This window comes from Paenibacillus sp. R14(2021) (assembly GCF_019431355.1).
GTDB lineage: Bacteria > Bacillota > Bacilli > Paenibacillales > Paenibacillaceae > Paenibacillus_Z.
Genome location: NZ_CP080269.1, coordinates 1,485,468 through 1,503,064, shown reverse-complemented (window position 1 = coordinate 1,503,064; position 17,597 = coordinate 1,485,468). Strand labels below are relative to the sequence as shown.

Sequence of the window (17,597 nt, the reverse complement as noted above, 5' to 3'; positions counted from 1 at the left end):
TCACTGAAACAGGAGTTGATCATCGATGATGCGAGCTGACGTGTATCTGCTCTTTATGCTGGCGCCGCTATTATTTCTATTTCAATCGTCAGTGGATATTTATCGCCGAAATCCAGGCAAGCTGGAGAACCGAATGGCAGCCGCTGCGATGCTGCTGTTATTTCTGCTGTCCGTCCTCGACTTTACCCAAATGCTCCTGCCCGTGACGTCGATCGCTTACTGGTACGCTTATGTGAAATATCCGGTGACGCTGCTGCTGGCAGGAACAAGCCTTTGTCTGCATGTTACGATGACGCGCGGCTATCATCGGATTCCGTATCAAGCGGGCGTCACAGCTGCGCTGCTGCCCGTTGCGGTGTATATGCTTCAAGCGGTCTTACAGGGTCCTCATTACTTCGTCAAACAGGTTACGGTCATCGGACATTGGAAGCTCGACGAGCCAAGCGGCGTTTGGCTGGTGTATGTCATGATCACCTTCGTTATCTGGCTTGCGAATAACGCGCTCGCTTATTCGGCCTGGAAGCAAACGGCTGACAGGGGGAGCAAGGGCCGATTCCTCATCCTCATTCGCTCCAATCTTCTATTTATGCTCGCATTTGGAGTGTGTGCTGCTGTCTGCGCTATCTTCCGTCTGCAACTGCCATTACCGTCGATCATCACGAGCCTTCCCGTATTGGTATGGGGCATCTCGATTCGCCTCATGATGATCAACACGGACTTCCTGCCGCAGCTTGCCGGCAAATACGAGGCGTTCTTCCAGCTGTCGCCTGCTCCCATCCTGATTCTCGATAGGCAAGGGCGTATTCTAGAGGCCAATCCCAGAGCGGTGGAAATGTTCGGCATCCATCTTGAAGGCCAGAACGGGCAGGTATTCGAGTCGTTTCTCATACCGGCGGACCAACAGCGGTTTCATGACCGGTATGCCGCGGATTTCCCGAATATCTGCTGGCAAGGCGAGGAGATGGCGCTGTGGAGCGCAGATGGCCAGCTCCGTACCGTCTTGATGGATATGGCTGCGCTTGCCGAGAATGGAGAGCCTTACGTGCTTACGATTCTAAGCGACATTACGCAGCGCAAAGCGGTCGAACGTCAAACGGACTATTTGGCTCATTACGATGCGCTGACGGGCTTGCCCAATCGCATCTCGTTCAAGCATGAGCTGGAGGAGGCATTAGCGCGAGAGAATCATCCCCATCAATTCGATGCCGTCCTGTTGGTCGATCTGGATCGCTTCAAGCTTATTAACGATACGCTGGGGCATCATAACGGCGATGAGCTGTTGAAGCTGATTGCCGCGCGGTTTCGTGAATGTCTATCGCCTGATATGGGGCTTGCCCGGGCGGGCGGCGACGAATTCATGATTCTGGTCCGAGGCGCTGCCGAGTATGACGAGATCATCTGGATCGCCGAGAAGCTGCAGCAGGCGCTGGAGTCACCGGTCTGCCTGCACGGCGCCCCATTCTTTATTACGGCGAGCGTCGGCATCAGCCTCTTCCCAAGCGACGGCAATCAGGCGGATGTCATTATTAAGAATGCGGACATCGCCATGTACCATGCCAAGTCGAAAGGAGGCGGACAGTACCGGTTCTTCTCGAAGGAATTGAATTCCTCGATTAATCGGATGGTCGAGATGGAAGCGAATTTACGCAAGGCGCTGGATGAGGACGAGTTTATCATTCAGTACCAGCCGCAGACGAATATCGGCAGCGGGAGAACGATCGGCGCGGAGGCGCTCGTTCGATGGAATTCGAAGGTGTACGGCATGGTATCGCCGGCGGACTTCATTCCGCTTGCCGAGCAGACCGGGCTTATTCTAAGGCTTGGCCAATGGGTGATGGAGGAAGCTTGCAGGGAGGCGAAGCGCTGGGAGCGTGGCGGGTGGCCGTCGATGGTCGTCTCTGTGAACGTGTCGGTCAAGCAATTCATGCAGCCGGATTTCGTAGCAGAGGTCAGAAGAATTTTGGAGGAAACGGGACTGGAGGCAAGGAAGCTCTACTTGGAAATTACGGAGAGCGTCGTCATCGATAAGCTGGAAGTGACCTTGAAGATGCTGGATGAGCTTGTCGCCATGGGCGTCGAAATCGCAATCGACGATTTTGGAACCGGGTATTCATCACTTAGTATCTTGCGTCAGCTGCCGATCTCCATTATCAAAATCGACCGCTCGTTCATCGGGGAAATGGTCGAGGCTGAATCCGTGCGAACGGTTGTCTCAACCATGATTTCGATGACGCACAGTCTAGGCAAGACGGTCGTCGCCGAAGGTATAGAGACGGAGGAGCAGCTCGCATGGCTCAAAGCGATGGGCTGCGATAAAGGCCAAGGCTATTACATCGATAAGCCGCTGTCCGCCGAAATGATGCGGAACAGGCTGAAGAAGTCTTCTTAGACAACACATAAGGCCCCGCGCCCAATCGTCGCATGGACGATTGGGCCGGGGCCTTGATTACGGAGACGGCAAACTTAATTCATAACCGCCTTCATATGTGCTTGCGTGATGGACCAGTGCGAGGAAGTCCAATATTTCGCTTTATCCTTAATCAGAATAATTTGAGGTGATTCGTGCTTAACCGAAATATCTTCCGCTATTTGATTCGATACTGGGCGGGACTCGATTACTTTCACGAGCACGTAATCGTTCTCGTCGGAAGCATCCGGGCTGTTTAGGTAGCTCGTGAATTCATGGTACGCATTCGCGCTTACCGGACAAGTCGTGCTGTGTTTGAACACGACGAGCGGACGGGTACTGGACCCTTCGAGTGCGGCATTCCATTCTTCCAATGTTTGAATTTCCTTGTATTCGGACATGCTGCATTCTCCTAACTGTTATGATTTGAGTTACAGTACTGCTGTCCCAACATCATAACATAACGGATGGTAAGAATGCCACCTGCGACGAGCAGCGCCATTATTTCCGCTGAAGCAGCATGTTCCAGAGGGTAGCCTGCTCAAAGCCGAGCCGCCAGGCGGCAAGGCCGGCCAAGTCATATTTCTTCGCAATGGCGAGCCGCGCTTTGACGGTACCCGCCGTCTCAGACCAGAATATATGCGTGTATCCGTCCTGACCAAAGTACGTATACTTCGTCTGTCCGGAGGCGGCGTCGAATGCGGCTTGCGCGCCTTGCGATTGAATAAGCGCCGGCACATCCTTCATCAGTATCGCTTTGCTGTCTACGAGGCTGCCCTTGCTGTTCACGCGCCATTCCCGCACGTAGAACGGGATGCCGAGCATCAGCTTGTCGCGTGGAATTCCGTAGGACAGAAACTGCCGAACGCCTTCTTCCACCCACGGGAGCCCGGCGACGGAGCCTGCATCCTCGCTGCCTGCCCAGTGCTGGTCATAAGCCATTATCATAATCATATCGACAATTCCTGCCATTGAAGCGTGATCATATGCGGTTTTGGCATCCCAGCTTACATCGCCGCGCGGCAGGTCGATGGATACCGTAAGACCGGCTTGATGCGCTGCTGAGGTTAAGGAGCGGATAAAGGCCGTATAGCGGGCACGGTCGGAGCCGGCCAGGTTTTCGAAATCGACATTTACGCCATCGACGCCGAGCGCGGAGAGCTTCGCAACAAGCGATGCAATGAACCTTCCCGTCGCCGCCGGATCGCTCAGAAACGCACTAGTCAGCTTGCTGTCAAACTGGTTGCTGACGAGCGGCGTGAGCTTGATACCGGAGGCATGAAGCGTTTTCACCAAGGCAGAGTCGGAAGCATCCGTGAAGGAGCCGTCGGCGGCTTCGAGCTCGAACCAGGAAGGGGAGTCGACGTCCAGACCCTGCGTCCGGCTGACTTGATCCATAATGGTGGACGTGCGCGAAACGCCGTTCCACGCGAGCACTTGAAGCTTGTTCTTATTATTCCATATTGCGCGGAAATCAGCGGTCAACACGCTGGAATTGGTAAATTGGCCCGCATACTGAACGGCACTCTTCCGCGTGTAGAAGGTTTTCAGCAGCGTGTCGCCTTGGTAAACGGACAAATAGGGCATGTTGGTCCACCAAGGTATTCCATCTTTTACGACCGTTGCGCCGGCTAACGTTTTGGCATAGGCAATGGCGCTGTAAATACTATAATAGGCACCAAGCGCCTTGCCCGATTGGATGACGGTGAAAGACGGGAGATTTGTATGTACGATCTGTCCCGTAAACGTATTCATAACTGAACTGCCCGGTGATTGGGCTGAGGCGCGTATGGCATCAAGCAGGAAGCTGTACGATGTATGACTCAGCGAAATTCCATCTTTTGTCACGATGTACTTTGGTTCGGAATGGCGCTGTGCGTCTTCCTGTGCTGGCGAGAGGTTGTCCCATACCCATTGATTGCCGGCGATATCCATGACGTGAATATTGGCGTACGGCTTGGCCGCCTGCTTCGCTTCGGCAAGCGTCTTGAACATCCAGCCGCCAGCCGAATTGTCGCCTTGGTACATCCGATAATTGGGGAAGGCGGCTTGTACGAATCCCGGCTTCTCAAGATCGCGGATCTGGGCGAATCGCGCTTTTCCCGCGAACTGCTTCGCTTCCGCCAACGTTCGAAACTCGCGTCCCGCGGAAGTGACACCGTTTTCATAAACTTTGAACCTTGGGAGGTTATCCCAGACCCATTCGCGTCCTGCTATTTTCTCTACATGGGCGTGATCGAATGTGCTGGCATAGCGGGTCGCACTGGTGATGGTGACAAATTCTTTGATCGCTCTATCGTTTTGAAAGACCCGATAATTTGTCGTGCTGTCTGCAGCGTGAACTGCAGCGATGGCAATCGTCGTTAAACCGGCTTGCAAGGCCAGAGCGGCAGCGATAACGGCGGTCCATTTGATACGTTTTTGCATGGGCGAATAGATACACTCCTCTCTAATCTGCACCGTTAGACGCAAGAAGGGAAAAGAGGTTGCGCGGATTTCGACAATTTCCGATATTTACATATAAAAAGAGGCAGGTGCAAAGCGTTGCCGCTGCACCTGCCTGACAGGTTCTGTTAATCTTCGATATCCGCCCAGAATTCCTCGTCTGCATCGAGCGTGATCTGCGAACGAAACTTGCGAAGCTGATACTGTTTGTACAAATATTGTTCGATGGCTTCAAGCAAATTCGCTTCCACCAAATACTGGCTTCTTCCAAGCACCCATACCTCTGCAGTAAAGCCGTACTCCTCATCCCACGACAGCTGCACTTCGACGTCAGTCGGCGAGACACCGCGGCGATCTGCCATGTGGAGGCATATAGCGTTAATAATCTCGTCCGTATAGATCCGCATCCTTAATGGGTTCTCCGGTTATCGGGATGCTGGGGCCGGTTCTTGTTGCGGAAATAGCGGAAGATCCCAGCAATCAGAACGATTACAATATAAATGGCTGCCACGTTGAGAAGCAACCCGATAATATTCCCGAGGAAGCCCATATTGCCGAAGATGCCGCCAAACAGTAAACCGGCAATGCCTCCGATCATCAGCCCTTTCATAAAGCTGCCGCCGCTGAAGAATCCGCGTTGGCCGGTCGTACCCGTCGTCGACTTGGGCGTGCCGCTTGTTGTTCCGTTCGTGCTCTTCGTGACGTTATCAGCAGGCTTGGACGGTGTGGTCGTATGGCTCTGTCTTGGCGATTTGAAACCGCCCCCTCTAGGTCGTGCATCTGCGGATCCGACGCTGACGACAAAGAACAACGCGAATGCCATCAGTACGAGTAAACCTTTCTTCATTGCAATTCTCCTCCTGGTTATCTGGCTCGTTATGCAATATTGCCTTTCTGTACAATTACGATTAATATAATCAAAGGTTTCAGTTTTCATTCTCGTTTTTAGCATGATTTTGCGGGAAATGGGGGATAAGCATGCATAACAGCCCGTATCCAGCTGCCTATGAACACTTTCTCTATGAATTTCACGCTGTGCGGGATTACTTCGAATGCCATGAGCTGCTTGAAGCGTATTGGAAGGAGCATCCCGGTGACGGTTTCGGCGATACATGGATTGGACTCATTCAATTGGCCGTCGGTTCCTATCATCATCGGAGAGGCAATCAGCGGGGTGCGTTGAAAATGTTTCAACAGTCGCTGGAGCATCTCGCTGCCGCCTCGCAAGCCGATCGACTTGGCATTGACGGGCAGGAGCTGCTTGCACGGATTGCACGGCAGGCTGCAGCCGTGGAGCGCGGCGAGTCGTTCACGGATATGAATATTCCCTTAACCGATGCCGCACTGCTGGAACGACTACAGCTCGCTGCCGCCGTATCGGGCAAAGTATGGGGAGCGCCGAGCGATTCCGACGAAGCGCTGCTGCACCGGCATACGCTGCGAGATCGCAGCGATGTGATTGCCGCGCGAGCGGCCGCGGCAGAGGCGAAGAAGCTTCGGAAGTCGCAGTAGCAGGCAGCAGACTGCTGAACGTACAAAAAGCTTAGCTGCAAACGCGGGATAACCGCGCGAGCAGCTAAGCTTTTTTGGTCTTTGTTTACGCTTGCGGGTCTTCTCCGTACCCGTCGACGATCAGATCCAGCTTGCCGGTCGTCGGATCGATAATCAAGCCGTGAACAGGGGTATTCGAAGGCAGAAGCGGATGGTTCTTGATAATCCCGACACTGCGCTCGACGCTGTCTTGGACATTGTCGAAGCCGGTCAGCCAGCGTTCTAGATGCATGCCGGAATTGCGCAGCGTACGCAGCGTTTCCTCAGTCACGCCGCTCTCGAGCATATGCTTCATGACGAGATCCGGGTTAAGACCTGTCATGCCGCATTCATAATGGCCGATGACCGCAACTTCTTTGGCGCCGAGTTCATAGACGGCGACCAGAATGCTTCGCATGATGTTGCCGAAGGGCTGGGTCACGATGGCGCCGGCGTTCTTGATGATCTTGGCGTCGCCGTTGCGCAGATTGAGCGCTTTGGGCAGCAGCTCCGTGAGCCGCGTATCCATGCAAGTGACGATGACCATTCGTTTTTCGGGAAATTTGTCGGTTACGTACTTCTCATAGTCAAGGTTTTCTACAAACTGCTCGTTAAAGGCTAACATATCTTTAATCGTACTCAAGTTTGGTCCTCCTCCTCTACTGTCCCACTACATGTTTTTTCTATCTCTTGCTCGGATGACGAAAGCAGTCTACTTCAAGAAGCGCAAATTAGACGTGTAAATCTGATTGTCGCTCTTTAATACGAAAGCGTTGCGCGAAGCATTAAAATCCACTTTAAGCTCAGGCTCGAAAAACACTTCGTAGCGGGGTTCGTACCATACCGAATAAGGCGCGCCTTCGCCGAGCTTGTCGTCTGGATCCGGCTCGTTGACTAATAGTAGCGTCGGAATCCCGTTCGCGACACAGCCGCAGCCTTCGGTATCGTAGAGTAATTTGAGGTGCTTGTTCTCGTCCGCAAGCGGAGCATTTAGCTGCTCCACGGCTCTGTCTGTAAAGGTAAAATGCATGATAAGGACTCCTTTTTGCGAAAATGAGACATACGCGGGATTAAAGTTGATTATACGGTTTGCAAAAAGTATGATCAAGTAGCATCCTCTAATCAGAATTGGAAAGGTGATGAAACGTTTATGGCAAGCAAAGGAAACGAAGTGCTGGATTTATTCGTATCGCGCATCGGACTTATTAAGAGTTATGAGGAGGCGCTTGCCGTTCTCTACTGGGATTTGCGCACGGGAGCGCCGCGCAAAGGCATGGACGTTCGTTCCGAAGCAATCGGCAATCTGTCTGGTCAAATGTTCAAGCTGTCGACGGCTCCGGAGCTCGGCGAATGGCTGACGGCGCTGGAGCAGCCGGAAGAGAATGCCGCGCTTAGCGAGGTGCATCAGCGGCTCGTCTTAGAGACGCGCAAGGATTATGACCGCAGCGTCAAAATTCCGCCGCAGCTCTATCAAGAGTACGTCGTCTTAACCTCGCAGGCGGAATCCATGTGGGAGGAAGCCAAGACAAACAGCGATTATGCGTCGTTCGAGCCGTTCTTGGACAAAATCATTACATACACGAATCAATTCATTGATCTATGGGGCGTCAAAGGCTCCCGTTACGATACGCTCCTGGACGCCTACGAACCGGGCATGACGACGAAGGAGCTGGACCGCGTATTCGGCGGACTGCGCGAGCAGCTGGTTCCATTATCCGCGGCCATTGCGGCATCGCCGCATCAGCCGGAAACCGAATTCTTGAAGCAGACTTACGCGAAGGAAGCGCAGAAGAAGTTCAGCCTGTTCATTCTAGAGCAAATGGGCTTCGATTTCGCGGCGGGGCGGCTTGATGAGAGCGCGCATCCGTTCGCGACAGGCCTCAATCCGGGTGATGTTCGGATTACGACGAGGTATCTGACCGATGACGTAACCAGCGCGCTGTTCGGCACGATTCATGAAGGCGGCCATGCACTGTACGAGCAGAACATCCGCAAGGATCTGATCGGCACGACGCTTGCGACGGGCACGTCGATGGGCATTCACGAATCGCAGTCCCGCTTCTGGGAGAACGTGATTGGCCGCTCCATGAGCTTCTGGAGCCGCTACTACGGCGATTTGCAGCAGCATTTCCCGGGGCAGCTGGACGTGTCCATGGAGGATTTCTACCGCGCGACGAACGTGGTCGAGCCTTCATTGATCCGAATCGAGGCGGATGAGCTGACGTACAACCTGCATATCATTATCCGGTACGAGATCGAGAAGCTGATCTTTAATGAAGGCGTGAAGGCATCCGAGCTGCCGGCGCTCTGGAACGCGAAGTATAAGGAATATCTCGGCATCGAGCCGAAGAACGACGGCGAAGGCGTGCTGCAGGATGTGCATTGGTCCGGCGGGGCGTTCGGTTACTTCCCTTCTTACTCGCTCGGCAATATGTACGCAGCCCAGATCACCGATACGCTCGAGCGCGAAATGCCGAATTTCTGGGAGCTGGTCGAGAGCGGTAATCTGCATCCCATCAAGGAGTGGCTGACGGACAAGGTCTACCAATATGGCAAGCTTAGAACGCCTTCCGAGCTCATCACGAGCATTACCGGCAAGCCGCTGGATCCGGAATATTTGGTCAACTATTTAGAAAAGAAATATACTGCGATCTATAAGCTGTAATTTCAGCAGAATAGTCGTATCAATCGTTCAAATAAGGCCGCTTTCGCAATGTGCGAAGGCGGCCTTGTGTTGTTATGCGCCGACAAGCGCTATGCACTGCCATCTCGTTGTCAGTCGGAGGGGACTGCCCGCGTTTTTATGGCCATCAGCTTCCGAAGCTTGCTTTCGGTAGAGGAGTCGGCGTCTGGTGTATAAATGCTGCAGCGCAGATCGGATTCCCCCTGCACCTGCAGTGAGGTAAGATGAAAGTGCATTTTGCCTGCTTTGGCATGCCGGAATTCGATCAGCACCTCTGGTGCTGTGCTCACGCGGCTCTTCTCCCAGAGGGGATTGAATTCAGGATAGGTCGCGCTCATTTCACGGAGGAAGGTATCATACCACTCATCGTCAACATACTGGCCGTAATAGGCGCGAAAGATGGCCAGAAATTCGCTGACGAACTGCTCCCAGTTGCCTGCCAGCCTCTTGAATTCTTTACGCTCGAACAAGAGGGCGATCATATTCCGTTTCTCTGTCGGGATTCGCTCGAAATCCATGAACACGTGGGAGGCGGCTTCGTTCCAGCCGACAATTTGACAATGGCGGTTGGAAATGATGGTCGGGCAGGTATGAAGCTCGCGCAAAATCCGTCTAAGCGAAGGGCTGATGACCGTCGTTTCCTCCTGAAGCGGCGGCGAGATACCGGTACCAGTGTCAAGCGCGAGGGCGAACAAGTATTTGCGTTCGTCGGAATTCAGACGAAGCGCTGCAGAGACGGCTTCCAGTACGGAAGCCGACACTTTAATATCCCTGCCTTGCTCCAGCCACGTATACCAGGTCGAACTGACGCCAGCCAGTTGGGCGACCTCTTCCCGCCGGAGACCCGGCGTGCGTCGCCGAAGTCCCGGTTCGATGCCGACAGCCTGCGGAGTGAGTTTGGCGCGCTGTGCCGCAAGAAATGTCGATAAGGCTTTAAGCCGAGTAGGATGATTCAATGAGAGAGCTCCTTACGAAAATTGTATAGTGGTTTTTATACTAGGATAACTGACAACTTGTAATAGGATACCATGTATGCCAACATAGCACCACAAGGGTAATTACAAGGAGGCAGGCAGGCATGGAGAAAGTCGTCATTACGGGGCTTGGCATCATCTCCCCGCTCGGAAACACGGTGGATTCGTATTGGAAGGCGCTGAAGCGGGGCGAATCGGGCGTTTCGGTCATTGACCGTTTCGATACGTCGCATCATAAAGCGAAGATAGGCGGCCTGGTTCGGGATTTCGATGCGGATGCTTTGTTCGGCCGCAAAGAGGCAAGGCGAATGGACCGATTCGTGCAGTTCGCGCTCGCGGCAGCCGAGCAGGCTTGGCAGGATGCGGGTTTAAACGAAGCATCCATTGATAAGGAGCGCGTCGGCGTCTATGTTGGCTCCGGCATCGGCGGGCTCGATACGCTGCTTGCTCAAGATCGCGTACTAATCGAGAGAGGGCCGGAGCGGGTGAGTCCAACGCTCGTTCCGATGATCATCGCCAACATGGCGCCAGCCATGATCAGCATGCGTTTTGGACTTCACGGTCCGACGATGGCTCCTGTTACGGCATGCTCGATCGGCAATACTTCAATCGGCGAAGCTTTTCGCCTCATTCGATACGGTCATGCCGATATCGTCATTGCTGGAGGAACGGAAGCGGTCGTGAATGATATCTCGCTGGCGAGCTTCGGCAATGCGACGGCGTTATCGACTCGCAATGATGCGCCGGACAAAGCCAGCCGCCCGTTCGATTCCGATCGCGACGGCTTCGTCATGTCGGAAGGCGCAGGCATCGTCATCCTGGAGTCGGAATCGCATGCCCGCAGGCGGAAAGCGCGCATGTACGCGGAAGTAATCGGCTACGGCGCGAGCTCCGATGCGTATCATATGGTAGCGACGCATCCGGAGGGGCATGGTGCTTACTTGGCGATGAAGGCCGCACTCCGTGAAGCAGGGATTGCGCCTAGCGAAGTCGACGTGATCTTTGCGCATGCAACGAGCACGGAGCTTGGGGATATATCGGAGACGAAAGCCATTAAGCGGCTGTTCGAAGGCAGGGCCTATGATATACCGGTTACGGCTGTCAAATCCATGACCGGCCATATGCTCGGCGCAGCCGGCGGCGCGCAGGCAATCGCCTTGATGAAGACGCTGAATGAAGGCATCGTACCGCCGACGATTAATTTGACCCATCCGGGCCCGGACTGCGATCTCGATTATGTTCCGAATGAAGCCCGCGCTATAAATGCCCGCATCGGGGTCAGCAATTCGTTCGGATTCGGCGGTCACAACGCTGTCGTCGTGTTCAAATCGGTTGACTCATCTCTTAAATGAGGAGTAGGATAGAAGAAAACCAAAGCCGGAGCGCTGCGCTCACGGCTTTTCGTCTGGAGAGGCACTTATGGGGATACGCGTGATCAAAACGGCAATCGCCGCGCTTGGCGCCTTATATACGGCGTATTATTTGGGGCTGACTCCATCGCTCTCCGCTGGGCTGCTGGCGATTCTAGGCGTTGAAGTTACCCGAATGAAGGGGCTGAAAAGCGCGTTTGCACGGTTTATGGCTTCTGTGCTGGGGCTGTTCTTCGCGTCGCTGCTGTTCTTGGCGTTTGGCTTTCATATCTGGACGATATCGATCTTCATCTTATTGACTTTCCCGATTCTATCCCGGCTTCAATTGAAGGATGGTATCGCGACAAGTGCCGTCATTGTCTTCCATGTATACGCAAGAGAAGAAGTCACTGCGGTACTCATTGGTAACGAAATCATGCTGCTTGTGACGGGCCTCGGCTGGGCAACGGCCATTAATTTGCTCTATATGCCGAAGGAAGAGCATAAACTGGTAGAGCTTAGGCACCGAACGGAAGAGAAGTTCGGCATTATTTTCGGTCATATGGCGCAGTCGCTGCGTACACCGTCCATCATATGGGACGGACGCGAGCTGCTGGAAGCCGGGCAGGCGGTCGAGGAAGGGATTCGGCGCGCAGAGGTGAGCCGCGAGAACCGGATCTGGGGACAGAGCAGCGAGTACAGCCGATATTGGGCGAAGTATTTCGATATGAGGCAGCAGCAGCTGGAAACGATCGGGCAAATGCTGGCCCAGCTGGCTTTTGTCTATGAGGTGCTTCCGCAGGGAGAATTGACAGCTGAGCTGTTCGAATTACTTTCCAGCGATGTGAAATCCGACGTATATGAAGGCGGCGTGGAGACAAAAGTGCTGTTCATGGAGAAACGCTTCAGGAGCATGTCGCTTCCCGTCACGCGGGACGAATTCGAAATGCGCGCGGCGATCCTTCATTTATTGTTGGAGCTGAAGCGGTATTTGGCCATTGCCAAACGGCTTAAGAAACAAAAAAACAGCCTGAAGGCTGCTCCCCGAGAAGACCTGGCGTAATGCCGATCGGACGATATTTGAAATCGTCCACAAAATTTGTACATGTCAAAAAGAAATAGTCACCCTAGACGAATGTCCTGCATACACTTTAATTGAATGATTGTATGGAGGAGGTTAGATCGATGGCTTATGCAGATAAACAGCTTAAGGCTAGAGAAATAATGACCAAAGCTGTCTGCGGAAAAGGTCGTAAGTTTTCCACAGTAACGCACAACGTTACGCCGCCTCATCATCCCACGAGCATTTTGGGCGCTTGGATTATTAACCATCAATACGAGGCGGTCCGTTCCGGAGACGGGATCGAGGTTATCGGTACTTACGATATCAACATTTGGTATTCTTACAACAAAAACTCGCAAACCGATGTAGCCAAGGAAACACTTTCCTACGTCGAACACGTACCGCTTTCCTATCTCGATCCGAAGCACCGGGCTTCGACCGAGGAAGTATCTGCGGAGTCAACGCAAGAACCGAATTGCATTGAAGCTAATATTTCGTCCAGCGGCTCAGGTGTCGTTATTCGCGTGGAGCGCGAATTTGCGGTTGAACTGGTTGCCGAGACGAAAATATGGGTAGCGACATTGCCGGGCGGCTCCGAAGACGGCAAAGATTACGAGTACGGCGATGACGGCGAGTTTGAGGATTTGGATCCGGAGCTGCTCGACGACGAACTGTAATTTTAGCGGGTTACAGTTCTCATGTATCGTATGCGAAGGCAGGGAAAGATTCGAGGGCGAGAGCCCTCTTTTTTTTCGAAAAATAATGCGATGGGGCTTGAGGAAGGATTCGTTGTATGAATGGGGGTGTATGCCCATGACAGGCCGTGTATGGGTTCAGGATGGCGCCGCGTATTTGCTTTGCCTAGACAGGGCCGAACAAGCGCATACGAATGAGGGGCCCGCGCCAGGCGATGCCGTAATTAAGACAGACACGGCATTGGCGGGAAATAGGAGCGAATGGATCGCGAATCCATGGCTGGTGCTGAACGCAGGGCTTCCGGCTTTCATGGAGGAACGAGATGGAGCGTGGAAGAAACGGCTTGAACGTGCGGGGGTCGCAGTATCCCGTGACGCCGGACTGGAACAAGTTCGTCAGTATAAGGTGGCGTTCTTTCATTTGCACGCGCTCTCAGTCGAGAAGCTCCTCCCAGATCAGTCGCATCGAGTTCTCGTGGATGCGGCCTCGACCTTTACTCCCATGCAAGAAGAGGATGCGCGATATCGTCCGCTCGTTCGGCTGGCGGCGCGTGCGTTATACGCCTGCGGATTGGACAACGGTACCGTGGTGCTTGCCGAGAATCGTCAAGGCCGAAGTAGTGTAACGGGGATCGGTGTGCCATCAGCCGCCGATTATAAGCAGGAGCCTTGGGTGTCGGGCATCCGTCAGCTTGCACGTGAGCTTCGGCCAAGCCGGAAGCCTGCAGCGGCTGGCGCCGTATCCGAACCGGCTGTCATGCTCGGCGCCGACCCGGAGTTCCTGCTGCTGGCCGAGAACGGCAAAGTCGTTTCCGCGGCGAGATACTTGGAAGGCGGGCACGGAGCTGGCTGCGATGCCGTCTTCATCGGCGGCCAGATCCAGTATCCCGTCGCGGAGCTGCGTCCGGCACCGTCTGATTCGCCGTCTGGCCTAGCGGGCAATATCCGCCTCCTGCTCAAGGATGCCGCGCAGCGCATACCCTCGCAGCCGCCTCTTCGCTGGGCGGCAGGCGGCATGCCCGCAGCCGGCTTCGCCCTCGGCGGCCATATCCATGTGAGCGGAGTTCCGCTGACCGGCCGGCTGCTGCGCCAGTTGGACAGCTATGTCGCGTTCCCGCTCGCGATGATCGAGTCGCCGTCGGACGGAGCGCGCCGGCCCCGTTACGGCTTTCTTGGCGATTTTCGGCTACAGCCGCACGGCGGGTTCGAATACCGGACGCTGCCGAGCTGGCTGGTCTCTCCTGCAGCCGCCAAAGCTGCATTCGCCCTGACGCTGCTCTGCGCAAAGGAGAGCGAGCGGCTTGCGTACTTGCCTTCCACGGAGGAGCGCTTCGTCGAGGCCTATTATGCAGGGGACCGAACGGGGCTAAGGGCTTGTTTCGATGATATCGCTGGCGCTATAGCGGGCACGGTCTCGTACGCAGAGCTCGCTAGATGGATCGAACCGCTGTTTGCGGCCATCCGCGCAGGCAAAACATGGGATACCGAAGCGGATTTTCGTATCAAATGGCGGGTTTCGACCGTTGGCTGACAGGGGCGCTCCATGAGGGGGCGCTTTTCTGTTATAATGAAGTTCTGGTGTTTCATTCACGCAAATTTATATAGGAGGGGCCGTATGACTGCATATACCCCCATGATTCAGCAATATTTGGCGATTAAGGAAGGCGCGCGCGATGCGATTTTGTTTTTCCGTCTCGGCGACTTCTATGAAATGTTTTTTGACGATGCGATCCATGCGTCGAGAGACCTTGAAATCACCTTAACGGGACGGGAAGGCGGCGGCGACAAGAAAATTCCGATGTGCGGCGTTCCCTACCATTCCGCCGAAGGCTACATAGCTAGACTGATTGAAAAAGGCTATAAAGTTGCGATTTGTGAGCAGGTCGAGGATCCGGCAGCAGCCAAAGGGGTCGTCAGACGGGAAATTATTCGCGTCGTTACGCCGGGAACTGTGATGGAGAGTAAGTCACTTACGGAGAAAGCGAACAATTTCATCGTCTCCGTCTCGGAGCTAAGCGGCGTTTACGGCGTCGCGGCCTGCGACCTGACGACGGGCGAGCTGTACGTGACCTCCTTCTCCGCGGGTGCGGATGCGCTGCTTGACGAGGTCAACGTGTATCATCCTTCGGAAGTCGTCGGCGATGCCTCCGCGCTCGAATGGCTTCGTCCCGCTGCGTCAGGATGGAACCGGCCCGTGCTGTTCACGGATAGAGCGCCAATGCAGGCGGACCGGCTCGAGCAGCAGTTCAGCCAATTGGAGCTTGAGGCGCTCGCTCCGGCAAGGCATCGTGCGGTCAGCTTGCTGACGGGCTATCTCGACGAGACGCAGAAGCGTTCGCTTGGCCATGTACGCAGAATTTCGGTGTATGAGCCGAATCAATATATGATTCTTGATCCCTTCACGCGCCGCAACCTGGAGCTGACGGAAACGGTTCGCGACCGAAGCAAGAAAGGGTCGCTGCTGTGGCTGCTCGACCGCACGAGAACGTCGATGGGAGCCCGGCTGCTGCGCAGATGGATCGATAAGCCCTTGCTCTCGAAGCCGGCGATCGATGAGCGGCTTGAAGCGGTGGACAAGCTGTACCACAGCTTCATCCTGCGCGACGAGCTTCGTACCGAGCTGAATGAAATCTACGATCTGGAGCGGCTTGTCGGCCGCGTTGCCTATGGCAGCGCGAACGGCCGGGATCTTAATGCGCTGAAGACTTCGCTTCAGCATGTACCGGCGCTTACCGCCTTATGCGCGGATTCGGATTCCACAACGCTTCGCAAGCTGGTTGCCGGCGTGGATGACTGTGCCGATTTGGCCGCGATGATCGAGACGGTCATCGTGGACGAGCCGCCGGTTTCCGTAAGGGAAGGCGGATTGATTCGTTCGGGATACGACGCGTATCTGGATGAGCTGCGCGAAGCAAGCGTGAACGGGAAGAGATGGCTTGCGGAGCTTGAGCGCAAGGAGCGGGAAGCGACAGGAATCAAGTCGCTGAAGATCGGCTACAACAAAGTGTTCGGCTATTATTTGGAAGTGTCCAAAGCCAATGTCGGCAGCCTCCCGGAAGGCCGGTATGAGCGCAAGCAGACGTTGACCAACGCGGAACGTTACGTGACGCCGGAGCTGAAGGAGAAGGAATCGCTTATCCTCGAAGCGGAAGAGAAAATGGTCGATCTCGAATACGCCAAATTCGTGGAGCTTCGTGAGCATCTAACCGTGCACCTGCACCGGCTGCAGAAGCTTGCTGAAGTACTGGCGGCGCTTGATGTGTTCCAATCGCTCGCGACCGTAAGCGGTGAACAGCGCTATGTGAAGCCAACTGTGACGGAGGGCTATAATTTCGTCGCTGTGGAGGGGCGCCATCCTGTCGTTGAAGCCGTTATGGAAGGCGCGGCATTTATCGCGAATGATACCAGACTGACGAAGGACGGCGGTAGCGATGCTTCCATGCTCCTTATTACCGGCCCCAACATGGCCGGCAAGAGCACATACATGCGCCAAGTAGCGCTTGTGAGTATCATGGCGCAAATCGGCTGCTTTGTTCCTGCGAAGCAAGCGGAGGTGCCGCTGATCGACCGGATCTTCACGCGAATAGGAGCGGCGGACGATCTCATCGGCGGTCAAAGCACGTTCATGGTCGAGATGAAAGACATTCAAATTATGACGGAGAAAGCGACTTCGCAAAGCTTGGTCATTATCGACGAGCTTGGCCGTGGCACGTCTACCGGCGAAGGCATGGCAATCGCCCAGGCGGTAATCGAGTTCGTGCACCACGAAGTGGGCTGCAAAGCGCTTGTGTCGACGCATTTTCATGAGCTTGCGCATTTGGGAGATACGCTGCCTCATCTGGCGAACGCGTGCATGGCTGTACAGGAAACCGGCGATAACGTTACGTTTCTGCGCAAGCTTGTGCCCGGTGCAGCCGGCAGCAGCTACGGCATCTATTGCGCGCAGCTCGCCGGATTGCCAGGCAGCATTATTACGCGCGCGTACGCGCTGCTTGATTCGCATACGAAGCTCGAAATGGCGGCGGCTGCAACGCTGCTGCCAACTGCGATTGTGACTCGTGAACAAACGGCAGCCGCGGCTGGAATTGTAACAAGCGCAGCAGGTGAACGACGTATCGAGCCGAATTCCGGCCCTTCGGGAGCGGCTGCCTTGGCGGCGGCGGAATCAGCATCTATATACGCAGCTCCGGCGCTTGAAAATCAATCAGCCGATTTGTCTGCGGCAGCCGGAGTGGTGCAGCTCTCGATCTTCGAGGAGCCGGCACCGGCCGATAACGCTAAGGCTCGCAAAGGAAGCCCGCGTGCGGAGCAGCTGGCCGATCAGCTGCGGAAGCTGGACTTGTTCAACCTGACGCCGATGCAGGCGATGCAGTGGCTGAATGATATGAAGCTGAAGCTGAACGAGTAACTTGCAAAAATCTAAGCTTATGCTTCCGATGCAAGTTTTTTGC

At 54.7% G+C, this 17,597-nt stretch carries 15 protein-coding genes; 8 read left to right on the top strand and 7 right to left on the bottom strand.

Translation table 11 applies throughout. The features are described from left to right. Positions 1-25 precede the first annotated feature (25 nt). Positions 26-2,389: a putative bifunctional diguanylate cyclase/phosphodiesterase gene (locus KXU80_RS07215; RefSeq protein WP_219837556.1), complete on the top strand. Its 2,364-nt coding sequence runs from the start codon at positions 26-28 to the stop codon at positions 2,387-2,389. A gap of 74 nt (positions 2,390-2,463) precedes the next feature. On the opposite strand, the gene ytxJ is transcribed toward KXU80_RS07215, so the two are convergent. The 4 genes from ytxJ to KXU80_RS07195 all read right to left on the bottom strand — a co-directional run bounded on the left by ytxJ (position 2,464) and on the right by KXU80_RS07195 (position 5,699). Further along, the gene (gene ytxJ, locus KXU80_RS07210) at positions 2,464-2,808 is read right to left on the bottom strand and encodes a bacillithiol system redox-active protein YtxJ (protein ID WP_219837555.1); all 345 of its coding nucleotides are present in this window, start codon (positions 2,806-2,808) and stop codon (positions 2,464-2,466) included. 100 nt (positions 2,809-2,908) lie between these two features. Next, on the bottom strand, positions 2,909-4,834 hold the full coding sequence (locus KXU80_RS07205; RefSeq protein WP_219837554.1) for a glycosyl hydrolase family 18 protein: 1,926 nt from the start codon (positions 4,832-4,834) through the stop codon (positions 2,909-2,911). Positions 4,835-4,980: 146 nt separating this feature from the next. After that, on the bottom strand, positions 4,981-5,259 hold the full coding sequence (locus KXU80_RS07200; RefSeq protein ID WP_219837553.1) for a YxcD family protein: 279 nt from the start codon (positions 5,257-5,259) through the stop codon (positions 4,981-4,983). Between the two features lie 2 nt (positions 5,260-5,261). Then, positions 5,262-5,699 (bottom strand): hypothetical protein, encoded by a 438-nt coding sequence (locus KXU80_RS07195; protein ID WP_219837552.1) that lies wholly within the window; start codon positions 5,697-5,699, stop codon positions 5,262-5,264. 131 nt (positions 5,700-5,830) lie between these two features. On the opposite strand from KXU80_RS07195, the gene KXU80_RS07190 reads away from it, so the two are divergent. Further along, positions 5,831-6,364 (top strand): DUF309 domain-containing protein, encoded by a 534-nt coding sequence (locus tag KXU80_RS07190; protein WP_219837551.1) that lies wholly within the window; start codon positions 5,831-5,833, stop codon positions 6,362-6,364. Positions 6,365-6,449: 85 nt separating this feature from the next. On the opposite strand, the gene KXU80_RS07185 is transcribed toward KXU80_RS07190, so the two are convergent. Both KXU80_RS07185 and KXU80_RS07180 read right to left on the bottom strand, forming a co-directional pair. Next, on the bottom strand, positions 6,450-7,025 hold the full coding sequence (locus KXU80_RS07185) for a beta-class carbonic anhydrase (RefSeq protein ID WP_219837550.1): 576 nt from the start codon (positions 7,023-7,025) through the stop codon (positions 6,450-6,452). 69 nt (positions 7,026-7,094) lie between these two features. Next, positions 7,095-7,412, bottom strand: a complete 318-nt coding sequence (locus KXU80_RS07180) for an iron-sulfur cluster biosynthesis family protein (protein WP_219837549.1) — start codon at positions 7,410-7,412, stop codon at positions 7,095-7,097. Positions 7,413-7,532: 120 nt separating this feature from the next. Here KXU80_RS07180 and KXU80_RS07175 point away from each other — a divergent pair, with 120 nt between their 5' ends. Continuing rightward, entirely contained in the window at positions 7,533-9,047 is a 1,515-nt protein-coding gene (locus KXU80_RS07175) for a carboxypeptidase M32 (RefSeq protein ID WP_219837548.1), read from the top strand. A 110-nt stretch (positions 9,048-9,157) separates the two neighbouring features. Here the strand turns inward: KXU80_RS07175 and KXU80_RS07170 are convergent, their stop codons facing one another. Continuing rightward, entirely contained in the window at positions 9,158-10,021 is an 864-nt protein-coding gene (locus tag KXU80_RS07170) for a helix-turn-helix transcriptional regulator (protein ID WP_219837547.1), read from the bottom strand. A 122-nt stretch (positions 10,022-10,143) separates the two neighbouring features. Here KXU80_RS07170 and fabF point away from each other — a divergent pair, with 122 nt between their 5' ends. From fabF to mutS, 5 genes are all read left to right on the top strand, one after another. After that, complete coding sequence (fabF, locus tag KXU80_RS07165; protein ID WP_219837546.1) at positions 10,144-11,391, top strand: beta-ketoacyl-ACP synthase II; 1,248 nt, start codon at positions 10,144-10,146, stop codon at positions 11,389-11,391. A 67-nt stretch (positions 11,392-11,458) separates the two neighbouring features. Beyond that, positions 11,459-12,451: an aromatic acid exporter family protein gene (locus KXU80_RS07160; RefSeq protein ID WP_219837545.1), complete on the top strand. Its 993-nt coding sequence runs from the start codon at positions 11,459-11,461 to the stop codon at positions 12,449-12,451. Between the two features lie 122 nt (positions 12,452-12,573). Then, positions 12,574-13,128 carry an outer spore coat protein CotE gene (locus KXU80_RS07155; RefSeq protein ID WP_219837544.1) on the top strand — a complete coding sequence of 185 codons (555 nt, stop codon included), beginning with the start codon at positions 12,574-12,576 and terminating at the stop codon, positions 13,126-13,128. Between the two features lie 136 nt (positions 13,129-13,264). Continuing rightward, positions 13,265-14,677, top strand: coding sequence for a putative amidoligase domain-containing protein (locus KXU80_RS07150; protein WP_219837543.1), 1,413 nt, complete (start codon positions 13,265-13,267; stop codon positions 14,675-14,677). Between the two features lie 84 nt (positions 14,678-14,761). Then, positions 14,762-17,554, top strand: a complete 2,793-nt coding sequence (gene mutS, locus KXU80_RS07145; RefSeq protein ID WP_219837542.1) for a DNA mismatch repair protein MutS — start codon at positions 14,762-14,764, stop codon at positions 17,552-17,554. Positions 17,555-17,597: the final 43 nt, after the last annotated feature.